We start from the raw sequence: 22977 nt of genomic DNA, 5'->3' as shown, positions 1-22977 counted from the left end.
GATGACGCCGGAGAGGCGCGAGCAGCACGCGGGTGAGTTGCCAGGAAACGACAGACGAGATTGGGGAACAGCGATGGCGAGCAAAGTGATCAAGGGCGGAACGGTCGTCACGGCCGATCTCACCTACCGCGCGGATGTGAAAATCGACGGCGGCAGGATCGTCGAGATCGGGCCGGATCTTTCCGGCGACGAGGTGCTCGACGCGACCGGCTGCTACGTGATGCCGGGCGGCATCGACCCGCATGTGCACCTGGAAATGCCCTTCATGGGCACCTATTCGGCCGACAATTTCGAGAGCGGCACGCGCGCCGCCCTTGCCGGCGGCACCACCATGGTGGTGGATTTCTGCCTGCCCTCGCCCGGCCAGTCGCTGCTGGAAGCGCTGACCATGTGGGACAACAAGTCGACCAGGGCCAATTGCGACTACTCCTTCCACATGGCGATCACCTGGTGGGGCGAGCAGGTGTTCAACGACATGGAAGCGGTGGTGCGCGACAAGGGCATCAACAGCTTCAAGCATTTCATGGCCTACAAGGGCGCGCTGATGGTGGACGACGACGAGATGTTCGCCTCGTTCCAGCGCTGCGCCGAGCTCGGCGCCCTGCCGATGGTGCATGCGGAAAACGGCGATGTGGTCGCCCAGTTGCAGGCGAAGCTGATGGCCGAGGGCAATGACGGGCCGGAGGCCCATGCCTATTCGCGCCCGGCGGAGGTGGAGGGCGAGGCGACCAACCGCGCCATCATGATCGCCGACATGGCCGGCGTGCCGCTCTACGTGGTGCACACGTCCTGCGAACAGGCGCATGAGGCGATCCGCCGGGCCAAGCAGAACGGCATCCGCTGCTATGGCGAGCCGCTGATCCAGCACCTGACGCTCGACGAGAGCGAGTATCGCCATCCCGACTGGGACCATGCGGCGCGCCGCGTGATGTCGCCGCCCTTCCGCGACAAGAAGCACCAGGACAGCCTGTGGGCCGGCCTGCAGGCGGGCACGCTGCAGGTGGTGGCGACCGACCACTGCGCCTTCACCACACAGCAGAAGCGCACCGGGCTCGGCGACTTCACCAAGATCCCCAACGGCACCGGCGGGCTCGAGGACCGCTTGCCGATGCTGTGGACCCATGGCGTCGCCACCGGCCGGCTGACCATGAACGAATTCGTCGCCGTGACCTCGACCAACATCGCCAAGATCCTCAACATGTACCCGAAGAAGGGCGCGATCCTGGTCGGCGCCGATGCCGATCTGGTGGTCTGGGATCCGCAGAAGGAAAAGACGATTTCCGCCGCGACCCAGCAGTCGGCCATCGACTACAACGTGTTCGAGGGCAAAAAGGTGAAGGGCCTGCCGCGCTTCACCCTGACCCGCGGCGAAGTCGCCATCGAGGACGGCGCGATCAAGACGCGCGAGGGTCACGGCAAGTTCGTCGCCCGCCCGCCGTTCCAGGCGGTCAACGCGGCGCTGTCGACCTGGAAGGAGCTGACCTCGCCGCGCAAGGTGGAGCGCTCCGGCATTCCGGCAAGCGGCGTGTGAGGGGCGAGATGGCCATCCGGTTGCTGCCCTTTCTGGCTCTGCTGCTTGCCGTAGCGCCGGCCGCCGCCGACACGACGGCGATCGAGGGGCGCTACGGCGATGCGGAGGGCTGCGCTTTGACGGCCGAGGGGGCGGCCGAGGGGGCGGAGGGGGGAGCGGTGACGGGCGCCGACTTCTTCTTCCTGATGGACGACGAGGGCATTTCCACCGCCGTCTCCTACTGCGCCTTTTCGCCGGAGCGGCGGATGCGGGCGAACGGCCTGGAGATCCTCGCGCAGTGCCACGAGGAAGGCGAGGAGGAGGTGACGCCCTTCACCCTCACCCTGCGGCGGGAGGGCGAGGGCTATCTCGTCGCCTTTCCCGACGGGATGACATGGGGACCGTTGATGCGCTGCGCGCCATGAGCCGGGCGGGCGGGTGCGGGGCGATGGGCACGGACGCGGCGGGCGCCGTGTTCGCGGATCGAGATGGATGCAGGGAGCCGCAAGTCCGGTCATGATCGCGACAGATGCAAGCAAGGACGCCGTGAGGGCGACAGGGGACGCAAGGATGACCGGGCCGGAGCGCAGCGTGATCGACATCGAGAACCTGTCGCTGACCTTCGAGACCAATGACGGTCCGGTGCATGCCCTGTCGGACATCGATCTTTCGATCGGCGAGGGCGATTTTGTCTCGCTGATCGGCCCGTCCGGCTGCGGCAAGACCACGTTGCTGCGGGTGATCGCCGATCTGGAGGCGCCGACCGGCGGCACGATCAGCGTCAACGGCATGAGCCCGGAGGAGGCGCGGTTGAAGCGCGCCTATGGCTATGTCTTCCAGGCCGCCGCGCTCTATCCCTGGCGGACCATCGCCGACAACATCGCCCTGCCGCTGGAGATCATGGGTTTCGCGAAGGGAGAGCGCGAGGAGCGCATCCGCCGCAACATGGAGCTGGTGAATCTCTCCGGCTTCGAGCGCAAATATCCCTGGCAACTGTCGGGCGGCATGCAGCAGCGCGCCTCCATCGCCCGCGCGCTGTCCTTCGATCCCGACCTGCTCTTGATGGACGAGCCCTTTGGCGCGCTCGACGAGATCGTCCGCGACCACCTCAACGAGCAATTGCTGAAACTGTGGGCGAAGACCCGCAAGACGGTGGTCTTCGTCACCCACTCGATCCCCGAAGCGGTGTTCCTGTCGACCAAGATCGTGGTGCTGTGCCCGCGTCCGGGCCGCATCTACGACGTGATCGAGAGCGACCTGCCGCGCGAGCGCACGCTCGACATCCGCGAGACGCCGGAATTCCTGAAAATCGCCCACCGGGTGCGCGAGGGGCTGCGGGCGGGGCACAGCTATGACGACTGAGGCCTTAACGGCGCCGCCCGCCCGCTCGCCCTTCGCCGGCCTGATGCAGGGCACCGCCGGGCCGGTGTTGGTGGTCGTCGCGGCGATCCTCGCCGTCTGGTACCTGGCGGCGGTGATGCTCAACGCGCCGTTCCAGCGCGACATGTACAAGCGCGGCGGAGTGGAGGATGCACCGCTGGCGCAGCTCGTCACCGACACGCTGTCGCAGGACCGGCCCGTGCTGCCCGCCCCGCACCAGGTGGCGGTGGAGCTGTGGGACACCACCGCCAACAAGGCGGTGACCTCCAAGCGCAGCCTCGTCTATCACGGCGGCATCACCCTGTCCTCGACCCTGCTCGGCTTCGTGCTCGGCACCGCCCTCGGCATCGGCCTTGCGATCCTGGTCGTGCACAGCCGGGTTCTCGACAAGAGCCTGATGCCCTGGGTGATCTCGTCGCAGACGATCCCGATCCTCGCCATCGCGCCGATGATCATCGTGGTGCTGAACGCCATCGGCATTTCCGGCCTGCTGCCGAAGGCGATGATCTCGACCTATCTCTCGTTCTTCCCGGTGACGGTCGGCATGGTGAAGGGCCTGCGCTCGCCCGAGGCGATCCAGATGGACCTGATGAAGACCTATTCGGCCTCGCCCGCCCAGGCGCTGTGGAAGCTGCGCCTGCCCTCGGCGATGCCCTATCTCTTCGCCTCGATGAAGGTCGGCGTTGCCGCAAGCCTTGTCGGCGCCATCGTCGGCGAGCTGCCGACCGGTGCGGTCGCCGGCCTCGGCGCCCGCCTGCTGTCGGGCTCCTATTACGGCCAGACGGTGCAGATCTGGTCGGCGCTGATCGCCGCCGCCGTGCTGGCGGCAACGCTCGTGGCGCTGATCGGCGTCGCCGAGCGGCTGGCGCTGAAGCGCATGGGGATGCGGCCATGAGCGCGCGGGAGGGGACGCCCCCCGCACCGGCGCCGCGGCCGCGCCGGCTCGGCGCGGTGAGAACCGTGCTGTCGTCGCTGGCGCTCGCCCTCGCCCTGGTCGCGACGATGATGCCGGTGATCGCCTCCGACACGCTGCAACTCGGGCTGCTTGCCTTTCCGCTGCTGGCGGCGGCGACGCTTGCCGCGGTGGTCGTGCTGGCGCCCTATCGCCTGTGCCTGCTGCGCGGGCCGCGGGCCGCCGGCCTGCTCGCGGCCGTCTCCTATGCCATGGCCTTCGCGCTGATCTCGCTGATCGCCGGCCATCCGGGCCAGGCGGGATCCGGCTTCTGGGCCCTCGTCGTCGTCGCCTGGGCCATCGCCTGGCTGTCGGTGGAGGAAATGGCCGGGCTGAAGCCCCGGCAGCCGCTGTGGGGCCGCGCCATCGCGCTCGCCATCCCGCTGACCTTCGGCGCCTGGCTGCTGATCCTGTGGCAGGTGCTGGTGGTCGGCTTTGCCGTGCCCAAGGTGCTGCTGCCGCCGCCCTCCGACATCTGGGTGCGGCTCCTCGCCTCGCCCGAGGTGCTGTGGGCCGACTTCCGCCAGACCTTCCTGAAGGGGGTTCTCATCGGCTATGCCCTGGGCTGCGGCGCCGGCTTCCTGGTCGCCATCCTGGTCGACCGGGTGCCGTTCCTGCGGCGCGGCCTGCTGCCGATCGGCAATCTCGTCTCGGCCCTGCCGATCATCGGCGTCGCCCCGATCATGGTCATGTGGTTCGGCTTCGACTGGCCGTCCAAGGCGGCGGTCGTCGTCATCATGACCTTCTTCCCGATGTTGGTGAACACGGTGACGGGGCTTGCCGCCGCCGACCGCATGCAGCTCGACCTGATGCACACTTACGCGGCAAACTATCCGCAGACGCTGCTCAAGATGCGGCTGCCGATGGCCATGCCCTTCGTTTTCAATGCCCTGAAAATCAACTCGACGCTGGCGCTGATCGGGGCCATTGTTGCCGAATTCTTCGGCACGCCGATCGTCGGCATGGGCTTCCGCATCTCCACCGAGGTGGGGCGGATGAACATCGACATGGTCTGGGCTTCGATCGCCGTCGCCGCGCTTGCGGGGTCGCTGTTCTACGGCTTGGTGACCCTCGCGGAGCGGGCGGTCACGTTTTGGCATCCGTCAGTCCGGCGATAACGGACGACGGCTGCATCACCAGAGGGAGCAGGAAATGAGGAAGACTTTGCTAGCCGCCGCCGCGTTTGCCTTGGCATTCGGTCCCGCGCAGGCGGCCGACGACGTCACGCTGCAGCTCAAATGGGTCACGCAGGGCCAGTTCGCCGGCTATTACGTCGCCAAGGACAAGGGCTTCTACGAGGAAGAGGGGCTCAACGTCACGATCAAGCCCGGCGGGCCGGACATCGCCCCGCCGCAGGTGATCGCCGGCGGCGGCGCCGACGTGATCATCGACTGGATGCCGGCGGCGCTCGCCAGCCGCGAGCGCGGCGTGCCGCTGGTCAACATCGCCCAGCCGTTCAAGGCGTCGGGCATGATGCTGACCTGCCTGAAGGAGACCGGCATCACCAAGCCGGAGGACTTCCGCGGCCGCACGCTCGGCGTCTGGTTCTTCGGCAACGAGTATCCGTTCCTGTCCTGGATGAGCAAGCTCGGCATCCCGACCGATGGCGGGCCGAACGGCGTCACCGTGCTGAAGCAGGGCTTCAACGTCGATCCGCTGCTGCAGAAGCAGGCCGACTGCATCTCGACCATGACCTACAACGAATACTGGCAGGTGATCGACGCCGGCATCGCCGAAAGCGATCTCGTGGTCTTCAAGTATGAGGAGCAGGGCGTCGCGACGCTGGAGGACGGGCTCTATGTGATGGAGGACAAGCTCTCCGACCCGGCCTTCGTCGACAAGATGGCCCGCTTCGTCCGCGCCACCATGAAGGGCTGGGACTATGCCCGCGAGAACCCGGACGAGGCGGCGGAGATCGTGCTGGAGAACGACGCCACCGGCGCCCAGACCGAGAACCACCAGAAGCGCATGGTCCGCGAGATCAACAAGCTGACGGAAGGCTCCGACGGCCGGCTGGACATGGAAGACTACCAGCGCACGGTCAACACGCTGCTGAGCGGCGGCTCCGACCCGGTGATCACCAAGGAGCCGGTCGGCGCGACCACCACCGTGGTGACCGACCAGCTCTGATTCATCAGCTCCGCTCCTCGGTCCTGTTTTTCGGGGCAGGCGCTTTCCTCGCAAGAAAAGACCGCCGGACGGGCTCTCCGTCCGGCGGTTTGCGTTTCGGTGCAAGCCCCGGCTTCGGGTGCTCTGGCTTCAGGCGCCCTGGTTGCGTTCGGCCGGGGCGGCGGTGTCGAGGCGCCCGGCCATCCAGGCCTCCAGCGCCTGCGCCTGTTCTGCAGAGACCCGCAGGCCCAGCTTGCTGCGCCGCCACAGCACGTCCTCGGCGCGCCGCGCCCATTCGTGCTGCATCAGATAGGCGACCTCGCGGCCGTAAAGATCGGCGCCGAAATGCGGTCCGAGGTCGTCGATCGAGGTCGCGCCGGCCAGCAGGTCGCGCGCCCTGGTGCCGTAGCTGCGGGCGAGGCGGGCAACCAGTGGCCGCGGCAGGAAGGCGAAGTCGCGTGCAAGAGCGGCTTCGAGGTCGGCAAGCCCGGTGGTCGGGAAGTCGCCGCCCGGCAGCAAGGCCGTCGCCGTCCAGTCCGGTCCCTTGGCGCCGAGCGCCTTCTCGATCATCTCCAGCACGGAGAGAGCCAGGCGCCGATAGGTGGTGATCTTGCCGCCGAAAATGTTGATCAATGCCGCGCCGTCGCGGCGCCCGCCCTCGTCGAGCTTCAGGACATAGTCGCGGGTCGCCTCCTGCGCCTTGGAGGCGCCGTCGTCGAACAGCGGCCGCACGCCCGAATAGGTCCACACCACGTCGCCGCGGGTGATCGGCTTGCGGAAATACTCGCTCGCCGCCTCGGTCAGGTAGACGATCTCCTCCTCCGTCGCGGCGACGTCGGCCGGATCGCCCTCGTAGTCGCGGTCGGTGGTGCCGATCAGGGTGAAATCCTGCTCGTAGGGAATGGCGAAGACGATGCGCCCGTCGCCGTTCTGGAAGATATAGGCGCGGTCGTGGTCGAACAGCTTGCGCACCACGATATGGCTGCCCTGCACCAGCCGGACATTGTGGGTGTCGTTGCGCTTCAACGCGCCCTTCAGCACCCGGTCGACCCAGGGCCCGGCGGCGTTGACGGCAAGCCGGGCGGTGACCGAGCGGGTCGCGCCGCTCTCCCGGTCCTTGAGGGTGGCGCGCCAGATGTCGCCCTCGCGCTCCAGCGCCACCACCTCGGTACGCGTGTGGACCTGAGCCCCCCGGTCGGCGGCGTCGCGGGCGTTGAGCACCACCAGCCTTGCATCGTCCACCCAGCAGTCGGAATATTCGAAGCCGGTGCCGAACCCGTCCTTCAGCGGCCTGCCGGCCGGGTCGTTCGCAAGGTTCAGCGTCCGGGTTGCCGGCAGCAGCTTGCGGCCCCCCAGGTGGTCGTAGAGGAACAGGCCGAGGCGCAGCATCCAGCGCGGCCGCAGGCCCTTCTGGTGCGGCAGCACGAAGCGCAAGGGGCGGATGATGTGCGGTGCGTTGGCCCACAGGAGCTCGCGTTCGCTGAGCGCCTCGCGCACCAGGCGGAACTCGTAATGCTCCAGGTAGCGCAACCCGCCATGGATCAGCTTGGTCGACCAGGACGAGGTGCCGCTGGCGAGATCGTTCATCTCGGCAAGGCAGACGGAATAGCCCCGCCCGACCGCGTCGCGGGCGATGCCGCAGCCGTTGATGCCGCCGCCGATGACCAGGATATCGAACTCCGCCGCTTGCGTCGCTGCAGTCATTTCCTGTGGCCTCCCCGGCCGTCCTCGGGCTCCGCGCCGCCGGCGTCGGGGTCCCCGTCTCCGGCGATCTCGACGCGCACGCCATGCTCGCGGCAGATCTCCATCACCGGCTCGGGCGGGGCCTTGTCGGTGACGAAGATGTCGATCTGCGACATGTGGGCGATGCGCACCGGAGCGCTGCGCTCGAATTTCATGTTGTCGGCGACGAGGATCGTCTGCCGCGCATGGGTGATGATCTCGCGGGCGACACGCACCTCGCGGAAGTCGTAGTCGAAGATCGTCCCGTCCGGGTCGATCGCCGAGGCGCCGATCAACGCATAGTCGACCTTGAACTGGCGGATGAAGTCGGCCGCCGCCTCGCCGACGATGCCGCCGTCCGAGGCGCGCACCTGGCCGCCGGCGATGATCACCTCGACGGCGGGGGCCGCCCGCAAGATGTTGGCGACATTGATGTTGTTGGTGATCGCCATGATGCCGTCATGCTGGCGCAGGGCGCGGGCCACCTGTTCGGTGGTGGTGCCGATGTTCAGCATGATCGAGGCATTGTCGGGAATGAGGCTGGCGGCGCGCAGGCCGATCCGCCGCTTCTCCTCGGCCGCGAGCTGGCGCCTTGCGTCATAGGCATAGTTGGCGATGCCCGAGGGCAGCACGGCGCCGCCATGCACGCGCTGCAACATGCCGCGCTCGCACAGGTCGTTAAGGTCCTTGCGAATGGTCTGCGGCGTGACGTCGAAGTCCGCCGCAAGCCCATCCACATCGACCCGTCCGACGCGTCGCGCGCGGTCGAGAATCTCGCTCTGCCGGGGGGTTACGGGCTCCATGGGTGATCTTTCGTTTTTTTTCGATATGGCGCGGGTCTTAGGCGGGTCTCGTTCGCACCTGCAACATTCTGTCGGAAGCAGACAAATTTTGCCTCTTGAGAGCAAGGAATGGCAAGTCGATTTTCGAGTTGACGTTCATTTTTTTTCGTTTGATAGTCATATTGCAGACGTGCAAGGGAGGACTGCACATGAGATACAAGATGCTGACGGCTGTTGCGGCCGTCGCGCTGATGGCTGGCGCGGGTTCGGCTTTTGCCGGTCCCGAAGAGGCGTTGCGCTGGATCGAGACCGAGTTCCAGCCCTCCGCCCTGACCAAGGACCAGCAGATCGAGGAAATGAACTGGTTCATCCAGGCGGCCGAACCGTTCCGCGGGATGGAGATCAACGTGCTGTCGGAAGGTATTCCGACACACGAGTATGAATCGAGGGTTCTTGCGAAAGCCTTCGAGGAAATCACCGGCATCAAGGTCAACCACCAGATCCTGGGCGAGGGCGAGGTCGTCCAGGCGGTGCAGACCCAGATGCAGACCAATCGCAATCTCTACGATGCCTATGTCAACGATTCCGACCTGATCGGCACGCATTCGCGCCTGCAGCAGGCCGTGAACCTGACCGAATGGATGGCCGGCGAGGCCAAGGACGTCACCCTGCCGACGCTCGATCTCGGCGACTTCATGGGTCTTGCCTTCACCACCGGCCCGGACGGCGATCTCTACCAGCTCCCGGACCAGCAGTTCGCCAATCTCTACTGGTTCCGCAAGGACTGGTTCGACCGCGAGGACCTGCAGGCCCGGTTCAAGGAGAAATACGGCTACGATCTCGGCGTGCCGATCAACTGGTCGGCCTATGAGGACATCGCCGAGTTCTTCTCCGAGGACGTCAAGGAGATCGACGGCGTCCGGATCTACGGCCACATGGACTACGGCAAGCGCGCCCCCGATCTCGGCTGGCGCATGACCGACGCCTGGCTGTCGATGGCCGGTGCCGGCTCGCCCGGCCTGCCCAACGGCCGTCCCATCGACGAATGGGGCATCCGCATGGAGGAAGGCTCGTGCAACCCGTCGGGTGCGTCGGTCGCCCGCGGCGGCGCGACCAACGGCCCGGCCGCCGTCTACGCCATCGCCAAATGGGACGAGTGGCTGCGCAAATACGCGCCTCCGGGCGCGGCCGACTACGACTTCTACCAGTCGCTGCCGGCGCTCAGCCAGGGCAATGTCGCCCAGCAGATCTTCTGGTACACGGCCTTCCTGGCCGAGATGGTCAAGTCCAAGGCCGAGGGCAACAACACGGTCGACGACGAGGGCATGCCGCTGTGGCGCGCCGCTCCGAGCCCGCACGGTCCCTATTGGGAAGAGGGCATGAAGGTCGGCTATCAGGACGTCGGTTCCTGGACGATCCTCAAGTCGACGCCGACCGACCGCGCCAAGGCGGCCTGGCTCTATGCCCAGTTCGTCGTCTCCAAGACCGTCGACCTGAAGAAGAGCCATGTCGGTCTCACCTTCATCCGCGACAGCTCGATCCGGCATGAGTCCTTCTCCGAGCGTGCGTCGAAGCTCGGCGGCGTGGTCGAGTTCTATCGCTCGCCCGAGCGGGACAAGTGGACGCCGACCGGCATCAACGTGCCGGACTATCCCAAGCTCGCCCAGTTGTGGTGGCAGCAGATCGGTGACGTGAACTCGGGTGCGTTCACGCCGCAGGAGGCCATGGACCGTCTCGCCGACGAGATGGACACGATCATGATCCGCATGCAGCGTGCCGACGAGGCCAACAACACCTATGGCGGTTGCGGCCCGCGCATCAACGAGCCGAAGGACCCGTCCGAGTGGATCGGCAAGGGCGGCGCCAAGGCCAAGCTCGACAACGAGAAGCCGCAGGGCGAGACCGTCAACTACGACGAACTGGTCAAGCGCTGGGCAGAGAACTGAGCCTTTCGGCTCACGCGAGCGGCGGTCCGGGACAGGTCCCGGGCCGCCTGCCCGGCACCGGTCGCGGATGCGGGAAGGCCGGGCCTCCCGGCATGGTCGCGGGCCGCGGCCACGTCCTGTCGGGACAGGCCGTGCGGCGGCCGAACGCTGCGGGCTGGCGGAACGCCGGCATTCCTGGATCCGGCCTGGATCCGGCCTGGACCCGGCCTGGATCCGGCCCGGCCCCGAGAGACTGCCCATCGACCCTTGCATGAAGGCGACCGAGATGTCCCTTGAATTGAGGCGCGTGAGCCTGCGCGTCGGTGCCGAGACACATATTCACCCGACCGATCTCGTCTGCGAGCCCGGCAGTTTCAACGTCCTGCTCGGCACGACGCTGGCCGGCAAGACCACCTTGATGAAGCTGATGGCGGGCCTTGAGCGGCCGACCTCCGGCGAGGTTCATTTCGCCGGCCGCGACGTCACCGGCGTGTCGGTGCGCAACCGCAACGTCTCGATGGTCTACCAGCAGTTCATCAACTATCCGAACATGACCGTCTACGAGAACATCGCCTCGCCGCTCAAGGTGGCGCGGTTGCCGGACGACGAGATCAAGCGCCGGGTCGGCACCTTCGCCGAGCTGCTGCGGCTGACGCCGATGCTCGGCCGGCGGCCGTCCGAACTTTCCGGCGGCCAGCAGCAGCGCACGGCGATGGCGCGGGCGCTGGTCAAGGACGCCGATCTGGTGCTGCTCGACGAGCCGCTCGCCAATCTCGACTTCAAGCTGCGCGAGGAGCTGCGCGACGAACTGCCCCGCCTCTTCGCCAATCGCGACTGCATCGTCGTCTATGCGACGACCGAGCCGGTCGAGGCGCTGCTGTTCGGCGGGCATACCGCCTGCCTGTTCGAGGGCCGGGTGGTGCAGTTCGGCCCGACGGGCGAGGTCTATCGCAGCCCGCTCGACCTCACCAGCGCCCAGGTCTTCTCCGACCCGCCGATCAACACGGCATCGGTGACCAAGGCGGGCGGCGACTTCCGCCTGGCCGACGGCGGCAGCTTTCCGGTGCCGGCCGGCCATGCCGGCCTCGCCGACGGGGCCTATACGCTGGGCGTGCGCCCGCATCACGTCAGCCCCGCCCCGGAGGGCGCCCAGCCGGTGGCCATCGAGGGCGACGTGCTGGTGACCGAACTCTCCGGCTCGGAGAGCATCATCCATTTCACCTTCCACGAGCGGACCTGGGTGTCGCAGGCGCATGGCATCCATCCCTTCGAGGTCGGCACGCGGCAGCGGCTCTATGCCGACATGTCGAAGGCGCTGGTCTTCGACGGCGCCGGCCGCCGGCTCTAGGAGAACAGCGACATGGCACGAATCGTACTCGACGCCCTGCGACATGCCTACGGTCCGGCACCGGCCTCCGACGGCGACTGGGCGCTGAAGCGCCTCGACCTGGAATGGGAGGATGGCGGCGCCTATGCGCTGCTCGGCCCGTCGGGCTGCGGCAAGACCACGCTGCTGTCGATCATTTCCGGCCTGCTGCGGCCGACGGAAGGGCGGGTGCTGTTCGACGGCGAGGACGTCACCGCCCTGCCGCCGGACCGCCGGCACATCGCCCAGGTGTTCCAGTTTCCGGTCGTCTACGACACGATGACCGTCTACGACAATCTCGCCTTCCCGCTGCGCAACCGCGGCGTCGCCGAGCCCGAGGTCGATGCCAGGGTGCGCGAGATCGCCGGCATGATCGACCTCACCCACATGCTCGGCCGGCGCGCCGCCGGGCTGACCGCCGACGGCAAGCAGAAGATCTCGCTCGGCCGCGGCCTGGTGCGCTCGGATGTCAACGCGATCATGTTCGACGAGCCGCTGACGGTGATCGATCCGCATCTGAAATGGCAGCTCCGCTCCAAGCTCAAGGAACTGCACCAGCGGGTGCGCACGACGATGATCTACGTCACCCACGACCAGACCGAGGCGCTGACCTTCGCCGACAAGGTGGTGGTGATGAACCAGGGCGAGGTGGTGCAGATCGGCACGCCGGTCGAGCTGTTCGAGCGGCCGCAGCACACGTTTGTCGGTCACTTCATCGGCTCGCCGGGCATGAACGTGCTGCCCTGCGAGGTCGCCGGCGGCAAGGCCGTGGTCGCCGGCACGCCCGTTGCCGACTGCCCGCCGGCCGCCGCGACCGGCAGCGGCCGGCTGGAGGTGGGCGTGCGGCCGGAATTCGTCCGCTTCGCGCCGGAGGGCGGCGGCGAGGGACTGCCGGCCCGCGTCGTCAAGGTCAGCGATGCCGGCCGCTTCAGCATCGTCGAGGCGCAGGCGCAGGGGCACAGGGTCAAGCTGCTGGTGCCGGAAGGGGTCGCGATCCCGGGCGAAAGCGCCCTGCTGCGCTTCGATCCGGAGCGCACCGCGGTCTATCGCGACGGCTGGATCGTGAACTGAGGGGGCGGGAGGGTTCCAGAGCCCTTTCGGCCAATTCGGAGCCATTCTGACGGAGCGATTTTGTGACAAGGTCAAGCAAAGACACGCAGGCCGTATCTGGATACGGACAAGGGGCTTTGCGCCGGAGTTGGCGCAAAATCGCCCGTTCCGCAGGGCTTCCGATTGGCGGGCGCCCAACGCCGAACCGGTCTTGCCCGATGCGACGGCATCGCGCGGCGACCGTTTCGACGCCGGATCGCCGCTCCAATCGAGAAGCAGAATTGACTTCGAATTGGCCGAAAGGGCTCTAGATGAACAAGACGCATGACAACAGGGCGTGGTTCTTCGTCCTTCCGGTGGTGGCGCTGGTTGCCTTCAACGCCATCATTCCGCTGATGACCGTCGTCAACTATTCCGTCCAGGAAACGTTCGGCGACAACGTGTTCTTCTGGGCCGGCGTCACCTGGTTCGAGCAGGTGCTGCAGTCGGAGCGGTTTCACAACGCGCTCGGCCGGCAGTTGATCTTCACCTTCACCATCCTCGCCATCGAGATCCCGCTCGGCGTTGCCATCGCGCTCGCCATGCCGCGCAAGGGACCGTGGGTGCCGGTCTGCCTGGTGCTGATGGCGCTGCCGCTGCTCATTCCGTGGAATGTGGTCGGCGCCATGTGGAACATCTTCGCCCTGCCCGATATCGGCCTGCTCGGCCGCAGCCTCAACGCGCTCGGCTTCAACTACAATTTCACCCGCCAGCCGGGCGATGCCTGGTTCACGCTGATCCTGATGGATGTCTGGCACTGGACGTCGCTGGTGGTGCTGCTCGCCTATGCCGGTCTCGTCTCGATCCCCGACGCCTATTACCAGGCCGCAAGGATCGACGGGGCGAGCTCGTTTGCCATCTTCCGCTACATCCAGTTGCCGAAGATGAAGCGGGTGCTGACCATCGCCGTGCTGCTGCGCTTCATGGACAGTTTCATGATCTACACGGAACTGTCGGTGCTGACCGGCGGGGGACCCGGCAACGCGACGACGCTGCTGTCGATCGACCTCGTCAAGATCGCCCTCGGCCAGTTCGACCTCGGCCCGGCGGCGGCGATGTCGCTGATCTACTTCCTGATCATCCTGTTGCTGAGCTGGGTGTTCTACACCCTGATGATGCGCAACGAGCAGCAGTGAGGAGGCTCACCGATGAACAAGACCAAGGCTCTCGTCCCGATCCTCTACATCATCTTCCTGATGCTGCCGATCTACTGGCTCGTCAACATGTCGTTCAAGACGACGAACGAGATCCTGGGCAGCTTCACGCTGTTTCCCAATGATTTCACCGTCGAGAACTACGTCAAGATCCTCACCGATCCGACCTGGTACATGGGCTATGTCAACTCGCTGATCTATGTGCTGATCAACACGGCGATCTCGGTGACGGTCGCCCTGCCGGCCGCCTATGCCTTCTCGCGCTACCGCTTCCTCGGCGACAAGCACCTGTTCTTCTGGCTGCTGACCAACCGCATGGCGCCGCCGGCGGTCTTCGCGCTGCCGTTCTTCCAGCTCTATTCGGCGATCGGCCTGTTCGACACGCCGATCGCGGTGGCGCTGGCGCATACGCTGTTCAACATCCCGCTGGCGGTCTGGATTCTGGAGGGCTTCATGTCGGGCGTGCCGAAGGAGCTGGACGAGACCGCCTATGTCGACGGCCACTCCTTCTGGTCGTTCTTCCTGAAGATCTTCGTGCCGACCATCGCCGCCGGCATCGGCGTCGCCGCCTTCTTCTGCTTCATGTTCTCCTGGGTGGAACTGCTGCTGGCCAAGACGCTGACCTCGGTCGCCGCCAAGCCGATCGCCGCGACCATGACCCGAACGGCGAGCACATCGGGCTACGAACTCGGCCTGCTGGCGGCGGCGGGAACGCTGACCATCATTCCGGGGGCCTTCGTCATCTATTTCGTCCGCAACTACATCGCCAAGGGCTTCGCGCTCGGCCGGGTGTAGCGGCAGGCCAAGGGGAGACACGTCATGGGATTGAGCTGGATGGCCTGGACCGGGCCGACCGCCGCCTTCTTCATCTTCATCGGCCTGTGCTTCGTCGCCATGTCCGTCTGGGAATATGTCTCGCCCGGCGGCGGGCCGCGGCACGGCGTTCTCGGACTGGACACGACGCGCGGCGACCGGCTGTTCATCTCGCTGCTCGGCAGCGCCTTCATCTTCCTGGCCTGGCTCGGACTGGTCGGCCCCGACCTGTGGGTGCCGCTGGCGATCGCCGTGGCCTATGCGGTGGCGGTGTTCCGCTGGGTGTGACCAGCGGTCCTCGCCGCGCCTCTTGTCCTTCGATCCGACTCGCCGGATGATTGCCCAATGGCAACCGGCAAAGCGCGAGCGAGAATGGAAGGCGGCCTGATCGCAGCGGCAGGGACGGCCCGCATCCGCCCGTCAGGGGGAGGCGGTTCCGCCATGTCGGCGCTGCGCGCCAGGGCGGCAGCCGTTGCCGGCGCCTGTCTTTGCGCCCTCGCGGGGGCCTTGGCCACCGCCGCGCCGGGGTCGGCGGAGGGCTGGCAGAGCGCGAGCCAGATCGCCACCATCTGCAAGGCCGACCCCGAAACCAGCCCGGTCGCCGTGACCTTCTGCCTTGGCTATCTGCAGGGCACGCTCGATGCCTTCCTGCTCGGGCGCGCCAACTGCGTGCCGCCGGGGGTCGATGCCAACGGCTTGCGGCGCATCCTCGTGGAGCATGCGCAGCGGCATCCCGACAGGCTCGCCGCCAGCGGCCCGATGCTGGTCTATGACGCCTTTGCCGAGGCCTGGCCGGCCTGCGCCCACATGCCCCGCTATTCGGCCCGCTGAGACGCGCCGGCGTCGTGCATCAACGCAAAACGCGCCGGCGGGGCCGGCGCGTTGCGAAGCTGTTGCGGAAGATCGGGCGAAAGACCGGATGGGATGGCCTGTAGGGTCAGGCGACCGCCCGGGCCAGCGCACACTGCGACCACAGCGACTCGATCGAGCGCACCAGATGGTCGATGTCGCCGTCGCTGTGCAGCGGCGAGGGGGTGATGCGCAGCCGCTCCAGCCCCTTCGGCACCGTCGGATAGTTGATCGGCTGGATGTAGATCCCGTAATTGTCGAGCAGGATGTCCGAGATCATCTTGCACTTGACCGGGTCCTTCACCATCACCGGAACGATGTGGCTGGGATTGTGCATGTGCGGGATGCCGGCGGCATCAAGCTTGCGCCGCAGCGTCGCCACCCGGTTGCGGTGGCGGGTGCGCAGCACCTCGCCCTCAGCCGACTTGAGATACTGGATCGAGGCGCGGGCGCCGGCCGCCAGCGCCGGCGGCAGCGCGGTGGTGAAGATGAAGCCGGAGGCGAAGGAGCGGACGAAGTCGCACAGCGCCTCGGAGGCGGCGATATAGCCGCCCATCACGCCGAACGCCTTGCCGAGCGTGCCCTCGATCACCGTCAGCCGGTCCATCAGGCCCTCGCGCTCGGCGATGCCGCCGCCGCGCGGACCATACAGGCCGACCGCATGCACCTCGTCGAGATAGGTCATCGCGCCGTATTTCTCGGCGACGTCGCAGATCTCCTTGATCGGCGCGATGTCGCCATCCATCGAGTAGACGGATTCGAAGGCGACGAGCTTCGGCCGGCCCGGCTCGATCTCGGCAAGCTGACGCTCCAGGTCGGCAACGTCATTGTGCTTCCAGATCCGCTTTTCGGCGCGCGAATGGCGGATGCCCTCGATCATCGAGGCGTGGTTCAGCGCGTCCGACAGCACCACGCAGCCCGGCAGATGCGCGGCGAGCGTGCCGAGCGCAGCCCAGTTGGACACATAGCCGGAGGTGAACAGCAGGGCCGACTCCTTGCCATGCAGGTCGGCCAGCTCGCGCTCCAGCAGCACGTGATAGTGGTTGGTGCCGGAGATGTTGCGGGTGCCGCCGGCACCGGCGCCACAGCGCTCGATCGCCTCGTGCATCGCATCGGTCACGACCGGATGCAGGCCCATGCCGAGATAGTCGTTGGAACACCAGACGGCGACCTCGTGGGAGCCGTCCCGCGTGTAGCGGGTCGCCCGGGGAAAATTCCCGGTCTGGCGCTCGAGATCCGCGAAAACCCGGTAACGGCCTTCCTTGTGCAGCCCTTCGATCTTGTGTCGAAAGAAGCTCTCGTAATCCATTCCGGCCTCCGGACCCTTGTATTGGTGCTGACGGACAGCATCCGTCGATTCATACGAGGTTTCAAATGCTCGCAAATTAGTCTTATTCCAGTCTATAGCCGATCGATCCGCCTGCGTGAATTGGGAATATGCCGAATGGGCGTTTCGACGCAGGCAGCGCCGGGGGCGCGGCGTTGCGCGTCCGCCAAAGGGCACCGGGAAAGCGCGCCGGCCCCTCGCCTTGCCGCTTGCACCGCGCCCCCGCCTTCGCCATAACCCGCAGGCGCGCGCCGGCACCGGCCGCGCCCGCATCCCGATCAACCGGAGGTCCAAACTCCGAGGCCCAAACTGGGGGACAATCAGTTGAGTGAGTTCCAGCCGCGCGTGTTTTCCGGCGTCCAGCCGACCGGCAACCTGCATCTTGGCAATTATCTTGGCGCCATCGCCCGTTTCGTGCCGCTGCAGGACGAGATGCCGGCGATCTATTGCGTCGTCGACCTGCACGCGATCACCGTCAAGCACGATCCGGCGCTGCTCGCCGGAACGACGCGCGAGGTGACCGCCGCTTATCTCGCCGCAGGCATCGACCCGAAGAAGGCAATCATCTTCAACCAGAGCCAGGTCCGCGAGCATGCGGAGCTTGCTTGGCTGTTCAACTGCATCGCGCGCATCGGCTGGCTGAGCCGCATGACCCAGTTCAAGGAGAAGGCCGGCAAGAACCGGGAGAACGCCTCGGTCGGCCTCTTTGCCTATCCGACGCTGATGGCCGCCGACATCCTCGCCTATCGGGCGACGCATGTGCCGGTGGGCGACGACCAGAAGCAGCATCTGGAGCTGACCCGCGACATCGCCCAGAAGTTCAACAACGACTTCGCCGACCGGATCAAGGAACTGGGTCTCGGCATCGCCAACCCGACGCCGAGCCCGGAACTGCCGGACGAGCTGTTCTTCCCGCTGACCGAGCCGATGATCGCAGGTCCCGCGACCCGCATCATGAGCCTGCGCGACGGCACCAAGAAGATGTCGAAGTCGGACCCGTCCGACCTGTCGCGCATCAACCTGCGCGATTCGGCCGACGAGATCGCCAAGAAGATCCGCAAGGCCAAGACCGATCCGGAGCCGCTGCCGAGCGAGATGGACGGCCTTGCCGAGCGCCCCGAGGCGGCCAACCTGGTCGGCATCTATGCGGCGCTTTCGGCCAAGTCCAAGGACGCGGTGCTGTCGGACTTCGCCGGCCAGCCCTTCTCGGTGTTCAAGCCGGCGCTGGCCGATCTGGCGGTCGACAAGCTGGCGCCGATGACCGGCGAGATGAACCGGCTGCTCGCCGATCCCGGCCATATCGACGCGGTGCTGCGCGACGGCGCCGGCCGGGCCTCGGAGATCGCCGGCCCGGTGCTGCGCGATGCCCGCCGCATCATGGGCTTCCTGGAAGGGCGCTGAGCCGGCAGCGGCTGGATCTCGTCTCCATATATCCTCGGGGGCCGCGGGCACTGTCCGCGGCCCTTTTTGCGTCCATCGACCGCCCCGTCGCCGGAGCGCCGGCAACGGGCTTGTCTTTCCCGGCTGTCTGGGGCTAGTGTTCGGGTCGAACAAAAGAGGAACGGGATTGGAGCAGATGAGCGGACAGCGCATCCAGCTCGACCAGCCGCTGGTCGACGGCCGGCAGTCGGAAACGGCCTTGCGGGTCTGGCGCGGCGCGGCGCGCCTGTTGCGGCAGTTGCGCTTCGCCTGCATCGGCGAGTTGACGCTGGCATCGGGCCGGCGCGCCGACATCGCCGCCGTCGGCCCGAAGGGCGAGATCTGGATCGTCGAGGTGAAGTCGTCGCTGGCGGATCTGCGCGCCGACAGCAAGTGGCCGGACTACCGCCTGCATTGTGACCGGCTGTTCTTCGCCACCCATGCGGAGGTGCCGGCGGACGTCTTTCCGCAAGACGCCGGCCTCATCCTGTCCGACGGCTTTGCCGCCGAGATCCTGCGCCCGGCGCCCGAACACCGTCTGCCGGCGGCGACCCGCAAGGCGGTGCTTCTGCGCTTCGCGCAGTCCGCCGCCCTGCGGCTGCACGACCTGCACGATCCCGACGCCCGGGCCGCGACCGGCTATGACCTGATCTGAGGCCCGGTCTGCTTTGCCGGTCTGCTTGGGAAGTCCGGCGCGGGGGTCAGCGCGGCGCGCGCTTGGCGAGGATCCGCTGCAGCGTGCGGCGATGCATGTTGAGCCGGCGCGCGGTTTCCGACACGTTGCGGTCGCACAATTCGTAGACCCGCTGGATATGCTCCCAGCGCACCCGGTCGGCGGACATCGGGTTCTCCGGCGGCGGCGCCTTCTCCTCGCCCTCCGACAGCAGGGCGGCGAGCACGTCGTCCGCATCCGCGGGCTTCGCCAGATAATCGACGGCGCCGAGCTTCACCGCGGTCACCGCCGTCGCGATATTGCCGTAGCCGGTGAGGATCACCACCCGCGCCTCCGGCTTGCGGGCGCGGATCGCCTCGACCACGTCGAGGCCGCTGCCGTCCTCCAGCCGCATGTCGACCACCGCATAGTCCGGCGCCAGGCTCTGCAGCGCTTCCAGCGCCTCGCGCACGCTGTCGGCGGTCACGGTGGTGAAGCCGCGCTTTTCCATCGCCCGCGCCAGCCGCTGCTGGAACGGGCGGTCGTCGTCGACGATAAGCAGATTGCCCCGTGCGACAGTGTCCGCCCCTGACTGTTCACTCATCCCATCGTCCCGTTCATTCTGCCGCCCCGAATCTCGCCGACGGACCTGTTTTGTCCTTTATAAGTGCGTTTCCGCTCAGGGCAAATCGGCCTGCCTCGCCGGCTCCGCCCCGGCCTCGGCCCGCCAGGGCGAGCGGCCGTCGCGCGGCCAGGCGATGCGCACCACCGCCCCGTGCTCCGGCGGCGGCCGGTTGCGCAGGCGCAGCTCCGCGCCGGTGCGCTCCAGCAGCGTCTTGGCGATGAAGAAGCCGAGGCCGAGCCCGCCGCCGGTCTGGCCCTGCCCCGGCCGGCCGTCCCGCGCCCCGCGCGCGGTCACATAAGGCTCGCCGAGCCGCGACATCACATCGGGCGTGAAGCCGTGACCGTCGTCGGCGATTTCCAGCAGGACCTGGCTGTCGCTCCAGCGGGCGGTGACCGTCACCGTGCTGTCGGCGAAGTCGACGGCGTTTTCCAGCAGGTTGCCGAGCCCGTAATGGATCGCCGGATTGCGATGGGCGACGGGCTCCCCGCCCTCGCCCTGCACGTCGATGCGGATCCGCGCGCCGGCCGCGCGGGCCGGCTCGGCCACCTGGTCGAGCACATGCGACAGCTTTTCTCCGCGGAAGTGCTGGTCGCGGTCGTCGGACAGCGAGGACAGTTTCGACAGGATCTCGCGGCAGCGCTCGGCCTGGGACAGGATCAGCGCCATCTCCTCCCGGAGCATCTCGGGCGAGGGAAAATCCCTTTCATTGGCCAGATCGCGCGCCAGTTCCTTGGCCGACAGATAGACCGTGGCGAGCGGCGTGCCGAGTTCATGGGCGGCGGCAGCGGCCAGCCCGTCGAGCGCATGCAGGTGCTGCTCGCGCGCCAGCACCAGCTCGCTGGCCATCAGCGCATCGGACAATTGCCGGGCCTCCTCCGCGACGCGGAAGGCATAGATGCTCATGAAAGTCAGCGAACAGACCAGGGCGATCCACACGCCGATCGCATAGACGGGCGGCAGGCGGAACGTCTGCCCTTCCGGCCAGGGCAGCGGCAGGTGGACGGCGGCGATCAGCGTGGCGATGGCGGCGGCCAGCAGGCCGAGATAGATGGTGTTGCGGGCCGACAGGCCGGCGGCCGAGACCATCACCGGGGCCAGCAGCAGGAAGGCGAAGGGATTGCCGAGGCCGCCGGTGAGATAGAGCAGGCCGCCGAGTTGCATCAGGTCATAGGCCAGTTGCAGGGCGGCGGAGCGTTCCGACAGGCGCTGCGACTGCGGCGAGCGGACCTTGAGGAAGATGTTGAGCCAGGCCGAGGCGGCGACCAGCGCCGCGCACAGCGACAGGGGCAGCGGATAGGCCAGATAGAAATGCACGACGACGAGGGCGGCGGTCTGCCCGCCGATGGCGAGCCAGCGCAGGCGCACCAGCGTATCCAGCTTCAGCCGCCGGTGCGGGGAGCCGAGTTCGGGTCTGTCGGTATCGTCCATATGATCCTTCTGGCGTGATCCTTGGAGCGATCGCTCCGGGACGGGGCAAGGTCTGGATGCCTGTTGTGGCGCGCCGCCGGTGCCGCGTCAAATACGGGAGACCCCGCTCCCGCTGCTGCTTCCCGCTGGCGTGCGGGCCGCGGCGCTCCGATCGCGGCGGCGGCCAATCAGCCCTTGGCAGCGCGGCCCTGCCATGCTAGCCGATGCTGCGAGTTTGCGCGCCGGGCCTTTGCAGCGACGGGGGACGGCCGCGCCGGAATGTGCCGGACCTTGCCGGCATGGGATGTCATCGAGACAGGATAGCTGACGCATGAGCGACACGAACGACGCGGCCGCTGGCCAGGGCAACGAGGCCGGCGCTGTACCGGGCATGAGCATTCTCGCCCAGTACATCAAGGATCTCTCCTTCGAGAACCCCAACGCGCCGGGATCGCTGCAGCCGCAGGAGCAGCCCAAGCTCGACATCAACGTCAATGTCGGCGCCCAGCCGATGGGCGAGAACCAGTTCGAGGTGGTGCTGACGCTGACCGCCACGGCCCGGACCTCGGCGATGACCGTCTTCGCCATCGAGCTGGTCTATGGCGGCCTGTTCCGCATCGTCGGCGTGCCGGAGGAGCACCTGCACCCCTTCGTGCTGATCGAGTGCCCGCGCATGCTGTTCCCCTTCGCCCGCAACATCCTGGCGGAGGCCTCGCGCAATGGCGGTTTCCCGCCCCTGATGCTCGACCCGATCGATTTCGCCGCCCTCTATCGCCAGAACGCCGCCCAGGCGCAGGCCCAGGCGGCGCAGAAGCCGAACTGACGCGCCAGCGCGCCTCTTGCGGCAGGGATACGAAAAAGCCCCGGAGCTTGATGCTCCGGGGCTTTTTTCGTGTTCGGCGGTGTCGGCCGACTGGCGTTACGCCTCCGGTGTCCCTGTCCCGGCCTCCGGCGATGCCGGGCCGCGGCCGCGGCCGCGATCGGCCATGAAGCGGTCGAACTCTTCTTGGTCGCGGGCTCGGCGCAGCTCCCGCAGGAACGCGTCGAACTCGGCGCGCATCTCGTCGATGCGGGCGCGCTCTTCCTCGAGCCGCTTCAATTCGCGGGCACGGTAGTCGTCGAAGGCGGCGTTGCCGGTCGGATGCACGCCGGAAAAGCCGCGCCCGGACGACAGGCCCTGGGCGAGGGGGCTGGCGTTCCACTGCTCACGCGCATCGCGCGCAAGACCCGGAAGCCGGTCGCCCCACAGGATATAGGCCAGCATCGCCAGGCCGAGCGGCCAGAAGACGACGAAGCCGAGCACCATCAGGCCGATCGTCACCGGCGACCAGCCGGGACGGATCGCCGGACGGCAGGTAGCCCCCGCGGGGCCGCCGGCCGGACCACTGGCCGGGCCACTGGCATGGGTTGCGGTTCCGTAGCTCATCTACACTCCTCTCGTGTTCGAGAACGAGTTTGATGTGGGAACGCACGCCCCCCTGTTCAAGGAAATCCCTATTCAAGCGACCCGCGCGGCGCTGGCCGCGAGCGGCTCCCGAGGCGCCAGCGAGGCGGCGATCAGATGCCGCGCAGCGTCCCCGCCTTACGAGGGGAGATCGGCGGGCGACAAGGGCGGTGAGACGGGAGAGGCCCGCAACAGCGAGGGCAAGACCTGCAAGACTGGCCGCGGACTGCGACGGGGGGATGACGGATCCAGGCCGATTTCCCGCAAATCGGCGCCTTGCGGTGGGCTCGAGCGCGGCGCCAGGCGGCCGGTGTTGGCGTGCCCTCTCTCCTGTGCATATTGTTATGTAATTGATATTGTTTTGGTTTGTGTGTTTGTTGGGTATGTTTTCCCCAAGTTGGTTTGGTGGTTTGGATTGGTTTTTTGGTTTGGTTTGATTTTTTTTGGTGAGG

General features: G+C 67.1%; 22 protein-coding genes. 16 read left to right on the top strand and 6 right to left on the bottom strand.

The annotated features are described in order from the left end of the window. The first annotated feature begins 73 nt into the window (after positions 1 to 73). The 6 genes from hydA (at position 74) to TSB10GB4_RS21535 (ending at position 5972) form a co-directional block, all read left to right on the top strand. On the top strand, positions 74 to 1531 hold the full coding sequence (hydA, locus tag TSB10GB4_RS21560) for a dihydropyrimidinase (protein ID WP_186397417.1): 1458 nt from the start codon (positions 74 to 76) through the stop codon (positions 1529 to 1531). A gap of 8 nt (positions 1532 to 1539) precedes the next feature. Next, positions 1540 to 1935 carry a hypothetical protein gene (locus tag TSB10GB4_RS21555; protein WP_186397416.1) on the top strand — a complete coding sequence of 132 codons (396 nt, stop codon included), beginning with the start codon at positions 1540 to 1542 and terminating at the stop codon, positions 1933 to 1935. A gap of 145 nt (positions 1936 to 2080) precedes the next feature. Continuing rightward, complete coding sequence (locus TSB10GB4_RS21550; RefSeq protein ID WP_186397415.1) at positions 2081 to 2872, top strand: ABC transporter ATP-binding protein; 792 nt, start codon at positions 2081 to 2083, stop codon at positions 2870 to 2872. A 43-nt stretch (positions 2873 to 2915) separates the two neighbouring features. Then, on the top strand, positions 2916 to 3785 hold the full coding sequence (locus TSB10GB4_RS21545; RefSeq protein ID WP_244570999.1) for an ABC transporter permease: 870 nt from the start codon (positions 2916 to 2918) through the stop codon (positions 3783 to 3785). A 107-nt stretch (positions 3786 to 3892) separates the two neighbouring features. After that, entirely contained in the window at positions 3893 to 4960 is a 1068-nt protein-coding gene (locus tag TSB10GB4_RS21540) for an ABC transporter permease (RefSeq protein ID WP_186397437.1), read from the top strand. Between the two features lie 34 nt (positions 4961 to 4994). Continuing rightward, complete coding sequence (locus TSB10GB4_RS21535) at positions 4995 to 5972, top strand: ABC transporter substrate-binding protein (RefSeq protein ID WP_186397413.1); 978 nt, start codon at positions 4995 to 4997, stop codon at positions 5970 to 5972. A 129-nt stretch (positions 5973 to 6101) separates the two neighbouring features. Here TSB10GB4_RS21535 and glpD read toward each other — a convergent pair whose 3' ends face one another. Together glpD and TSB10GB4_RS21525 are read right to left on the bottom strand one after the other, a co-directional pair. Next, positions 6102 to 7655, bottom strand: coding sequence for a glycerol-3-phosphate dehydrogenase (gene glpD, locus TSB10GB4_RS21530; RefSeq protein ID WP_186397412.1), 1554 nt, complete (start codon positions 7653 to 7655; stop codon positions 6102 to 6104). Continuing rightward, positions 7652 to 8476 carry a DeoR/GlpR family DNA-binding transcription regulator gene (locus tag TSB10GB4_RS21525; RefSeq protein ID WP_186397411.1) on the bottom strand — a complete coding sequence of 275 codons (825 nt, stop codon included), beginning with the start codon at positions 8474 to 8476 and terminating at the stop codon, positions 7652 to 7654. The genes glpD and TSB10GB4_RS21525 overlap by 4 nt, the downstream gene beginning before the upstream one ends. 188 nt (positions 8477 to 8664) lie before the next feature. Between TSB10GB4_RS21525 and TSB10GB4_RS21520 the strand changes: the two genes are divergently transcribed. From TSB10GB4_RS21520 to TSB10GB4_RS21490, 7 genes are all read left to right on the top strand, one after another. Beyond that, entirely contained in the window at positions 8665 to 10401 is a 1737-nt protein-coding gene (locus TSB10GB4_RS21520) for an ABC transporter substrate-binding protein (protein WP_186397410.1), read from the top strand. A gap of 265 nt (positions 10402 to 10666) precedes the next feature. Continuing rightward, on the top strand, positions 10667 to 11728 hold the full coding sequence (locus TSB10GB4_RS21515) for an ABC transporter ATP-binding protein (protein WP_186397409.1): 1062 nt from the start codon (positions 10667 to 10669) through the stop codon (positions 11726 to 11728). 12 nt (positions 11729 to 11740) lie between these two features. Then, on the top strand, positions 11741 to 12817 hold the full coding sequence (locus TSB10GB4_RS21510; protein ID WP_186397408.1) for an ABC transporter ATP-binding protein: 1077 nt from the start codon (positions 11741 to 11743) through the stop codon (positions 12815 to 12817). 290 nt (positions 12818 to 13107) lie between these two features. Continuing rightward, complete coding sequence (locus tag TSB10GB4_RS21505; RefSeq protein WP_186397407.1) at positions 13108 to 13971, top strand: carbohydrate ABC transporter permease; 864 nt, start codon at positions 13108 to 13110, stop codon at positions 13969 to 13971. A 12-nt stretch (positions 13972 to 13983) separates the two neighbouring features. Beyond that, positions 13984 to 14784: a carbohydrate ABC transporter permease gene (locus TSB10GB4_RS21500; protein ID WP_186397406.1), complete on the top strand. Its 801-nt coding sequence runs from the start codon at positions 13984 to 13986 to the stop codon at positions 14782 to 14784. A 24-nt stretch (positions 14785 to 14808) separates the two neighbouring features. Beyond that, the gene (locus TSB10GB4_RS21495) at positions 14809 to 15090 is read left to right on the top strand and encodes a DUF2160 domain-containing protein (RefSeq protein WP_186390215.1); all 282 of its coding nucleotides are present in this window, start codon (positions 14809 to 14811) and stop codon (positions 15088 to 15090) included. A gap of 153 nt (positions 15091 to 15243) precedes the next feature. After that, positions 15244 to 15633, top strand: coding sequence for a Rap1a/Tai family immunity protein (locus TSB10GB4_RS21490; RefSeq protein WP_186397405.1), 390 nt, complete (start codon positions 15244 to 15246; stop codon positions 15631 to 15633). A 106-nt stretch (positions 15634 to 15739) separates the two neighbouring features. Here TSB10GB4_RS21490 and hemA read toward each other — a convergent pair whose 3' ends face one another. Further along, on the bottom strand, positions 15740 to 16960 hold the full coding sequence (gene hemA, locus TSB10GB4_RS21485; protein ID WP_186397404.1) for a 5-aminolevulinate synthase: 1221 nt from the start codon (positions 16958 to 16960) through the stop codon (positions 15740 to 15742). Between the two features lie 342 nt (positions 16961 to 17302). On the opposite strand from hemA, the gene trpS reads away from it, so the two are divergent. Together trpS and TSB10GB4_RS21475 are read left to right on the top strand one after the other, a co-directional pair. Then, positions 17303 to 18379, top strand: a complete 1077-nt coding sequence (gene trpS, locus TSB10GB4_RS21480; protein ID WP_186397403.1) for a tryptophan--tRNA ligase — start codon at positions 17303 to 17305, stop codon at positions 18377 to 18379. 175 nt (positions 18380 to 18554) lie between these two features. Further along, positions 18555 to 19052, top strand: a complete 498-nt coding sequence (locus TSB10GB4_RS21475; protein WP_186390219.1) for an MmcB family DNA repair protein — start codon at positions 18555 to 18557, stop codon at positions 19050 to 19052. 46 nt (positions 19053 to 19098) lie between these two features. On the opposite strand, the gene TSB10GB4_RS21470 is transcribed toward TSB10GB4_RS21475, so the two are convergent. Together TSB10GB4_RS21470 and TSB10GB4_RS21465 are read right to left on the bottom strand one after the other, a co-directional pair. Next, positions 19099 to 19653 (bottom strand): ActR/PrrA/RegA family redox response regulator transcription factor, encoded by a 555-nt coding sequence (locus TSB10GB4_RS21470; RefSeq protein WP_186390220.1) that lies wholly within the window; start codon positions 19651 to 19653, stop codon positions 19099 to 19101. Positions 19654 to 19728: 75 nt separating this feature from the next. After that, the gene (locus tag TSB10GB4_RS21465; RefSeq protein WP_186397402.1) at positions 19729 to 21102 is read right to left on the bottom strand and encodes an ActS/PrrB/RegB family redox-sensitive histidine kinase; all 1374 of its coding nucleotides are present in this window, start codon (positions 21100 to 21102) and stop codon (positions 19729 to 19731) included. Between the two features lie 310 nt (positions 21103 to 21412). On the opposite strand from TSB10GB4_RS21465, the gene secB reads away from it, so the two are divergent. Beyond that, complete coding sequence (secB, locus tag TSB10GB4_RS21460) at positions 21413 to 21904, top strand: protein-export chaperone SecB (protein ID WP_186390222.1); 492 nt, start codon at positions 21413 to 21415, stop codon at positions 21902 to 21904. Between the two features lie 96 nt (positions 21905 to 22000). Here secB and TSB10GB4_RS21455 read toward each other — a convergent pair whose 3' ends face one another. After that, positions 22001 to 22387 carry a DUF2852 domain-containing protein gene (locus TSB10GB4_RS21455; protein WP_244570998.1) on the bottom strand — a complete coding sequence of 129 codons (387 nt, stop codon included), beginning with the start codon at positions 22385 to 22387 and terminating at the stop codon, positions 22001 to 22003. Positions 22388 to 22977: the final 590 nt, after the last annotated feature.

Origin of the sequence: Stappia sp. TSB10GB4, from assembly GCF_900185745.1 — a bacterium.
Classification (GTDB): Bacteria; Pseudomonadota; Alphaproteobacteria; order Rhizobiales; family Stappiaceae; genus Stappia.
This window is presented reverse-complemented; position numbering and strand designations above follow the sequence as displayed.

Excerpts from the sequence above, each read along its gene's own strand:
- hydA (WP_186397417.1), top strand. The coding sequence starts at position 74 with ATGGCGAGCAAAGTGATCAAGGGCGGAACGGTCGTCACGGCCGATCTC.
- TSB10GB4_RS21555 (WP_186397416.1), top strand. The coding sequence starts at position 1,540 with ATGGCCATCCGGTTGCTGCCCTTTCTGGCTCTGCTGCTTGCCGTAGCG.
- TSB10GB4_RS21550 (WP_186397415.1), top strand. The coding sequence starts at position 2,081 with ATGACCGGGCCGGAGCGCAGCGTGATCGACATCGAGAACCTGTCGCTG.
- TSB10GB4_RS21545 (WP_244570999.1), top strand. The coding sequence starts at position 2,916 with ATGCAGGGCACCGCCGGGCCGGTGTTGGTGGTCGTCGCGGCGATCCTC.
- TSB10GB4_RS21540 (WP_186397437.1), top strand. The coding sequence starts at position 3,893 with ATGATGCCGGTGATCGCCTCCGACACGCTGCAACTCGGGCTGCTTGCC.
- TSB10GB4_RS21535 (WP_186397413.1), top strand. The coding sequence starts at position 4,995 with ATGAGGAAGACTTTGCTAGCCGCCGCCGCGTTTGCCTTGGCATTCGGT.
- glpD (WP_186397412.1), bottom strand. The coding sequence starts at position 7,655 with ATGACTGCAGCGACGCAAGCGGCGGAGTTCGATATCCTGGTCATCGGC.
- TSB10GB4_RS21525 (WP_186397411.1), bottom strand. The coding sequence starts at position 8,476 with ATGGAGCCCGTAACCCCCCGGCAGAGCGAGATTCTCGACCGCGCGCGA.
- TSB10GB4_RS21520 (WP_186397410.1), top strand. The coding sequence starts at position 8,665 with ATGAGATACAAGATGCTGACGGCTGTTGCGGCCGTCGCGCTGATGGCT.
- TSB10GB4_RS21515 (WP_186397409.1), top strand. The coding sequence starts at position 10,667 with ATGTCCCTTGAATTGAGGCGCGTGAGCCTGCGCGTCGGTGCCGAGACA.
- TSB10GB4_RS21510 (WP_186397408.1), top strand. The coding sequence starts at position 11,741 with ATGGCACGAATCGTACTCGACGCCCTGCGACATGCCTACGGTCCGGCA.
- TSB10GB4_RS21505 (WP_186397407.1), top strand. The coding sequence starts at position 13,108 with ATGAACAAGACGCATGACAACAGGGCGTGGTTCTTCGTCCTTCCGGTG.
- TSB10GB4_RS21500 (WP_186397406.1), top strand. The coding sequence starts at position 13,984 with ATGAACAAGACCAAGGCTCTCGTCCCGATCCTCTACATCATCTTCCTG.
- TSB10GB4_RS21495 (WP_186390215.1), top strand. The coding sequence starts at position 14,809 with ATGGGATTGAGCTGGATGGCCTGGACCGGGCCGACCGCCGCCTTCTTC.
- TSB10GB4_RS21490 (WP_186397405.1), top strand. The coding sequence starts at position 15,244 with ATGTCGGCGCTGCGCGCCAGGGCGGCAGCCGTTGCCGGCGCCTGTCTT.
- hemA (WP_186397404.1), bottom strand. The coding sequence starts at position 16,960 with ATGGATTACGAGAGCTTCTTTCGACACAAGATCGAAGGGCTGCACAAG.
- TSB10GB4_RS21475 (WP_186390219.1), top strand. The coding sequence starts at position 18,555 with ATGAGCGGACAGCGCATCCAGCTCGACCAGCCGCTGGTCGACGGCCGG.
- TSB10GB4_RS21470 (WP_186390220.1), bottom strand. The coding sequence starts at position 19,653 with ATGAGTGAACAGTCAGGGGCGGACACTGTCGCACGGGGCAATCTGCTT.
- TSB10GB4_RS21465 (WP_186397402.1), bottom strand. The coding sequence starts at position 21,102 with ATGGACGATACCGACAGACCCGAACTCGGCTCCCCGCACCGGCGGCTG.
- secB (WP_186390222.1), top strand. The coding sequence starts at position 21,413 with ATGAGCGACACGAACGACGCGGCCGCTGGCCAGGGCAACGAGGCCGGC.
- TSB10GB4_RS21455 (WP_244570998.1), bottom strand. The coding sequence starts at position 22,387 with ATGGTGCTCGGCTTCGTCGTCTTCTGGCCGCTCGGCCTGGCGATGCTG.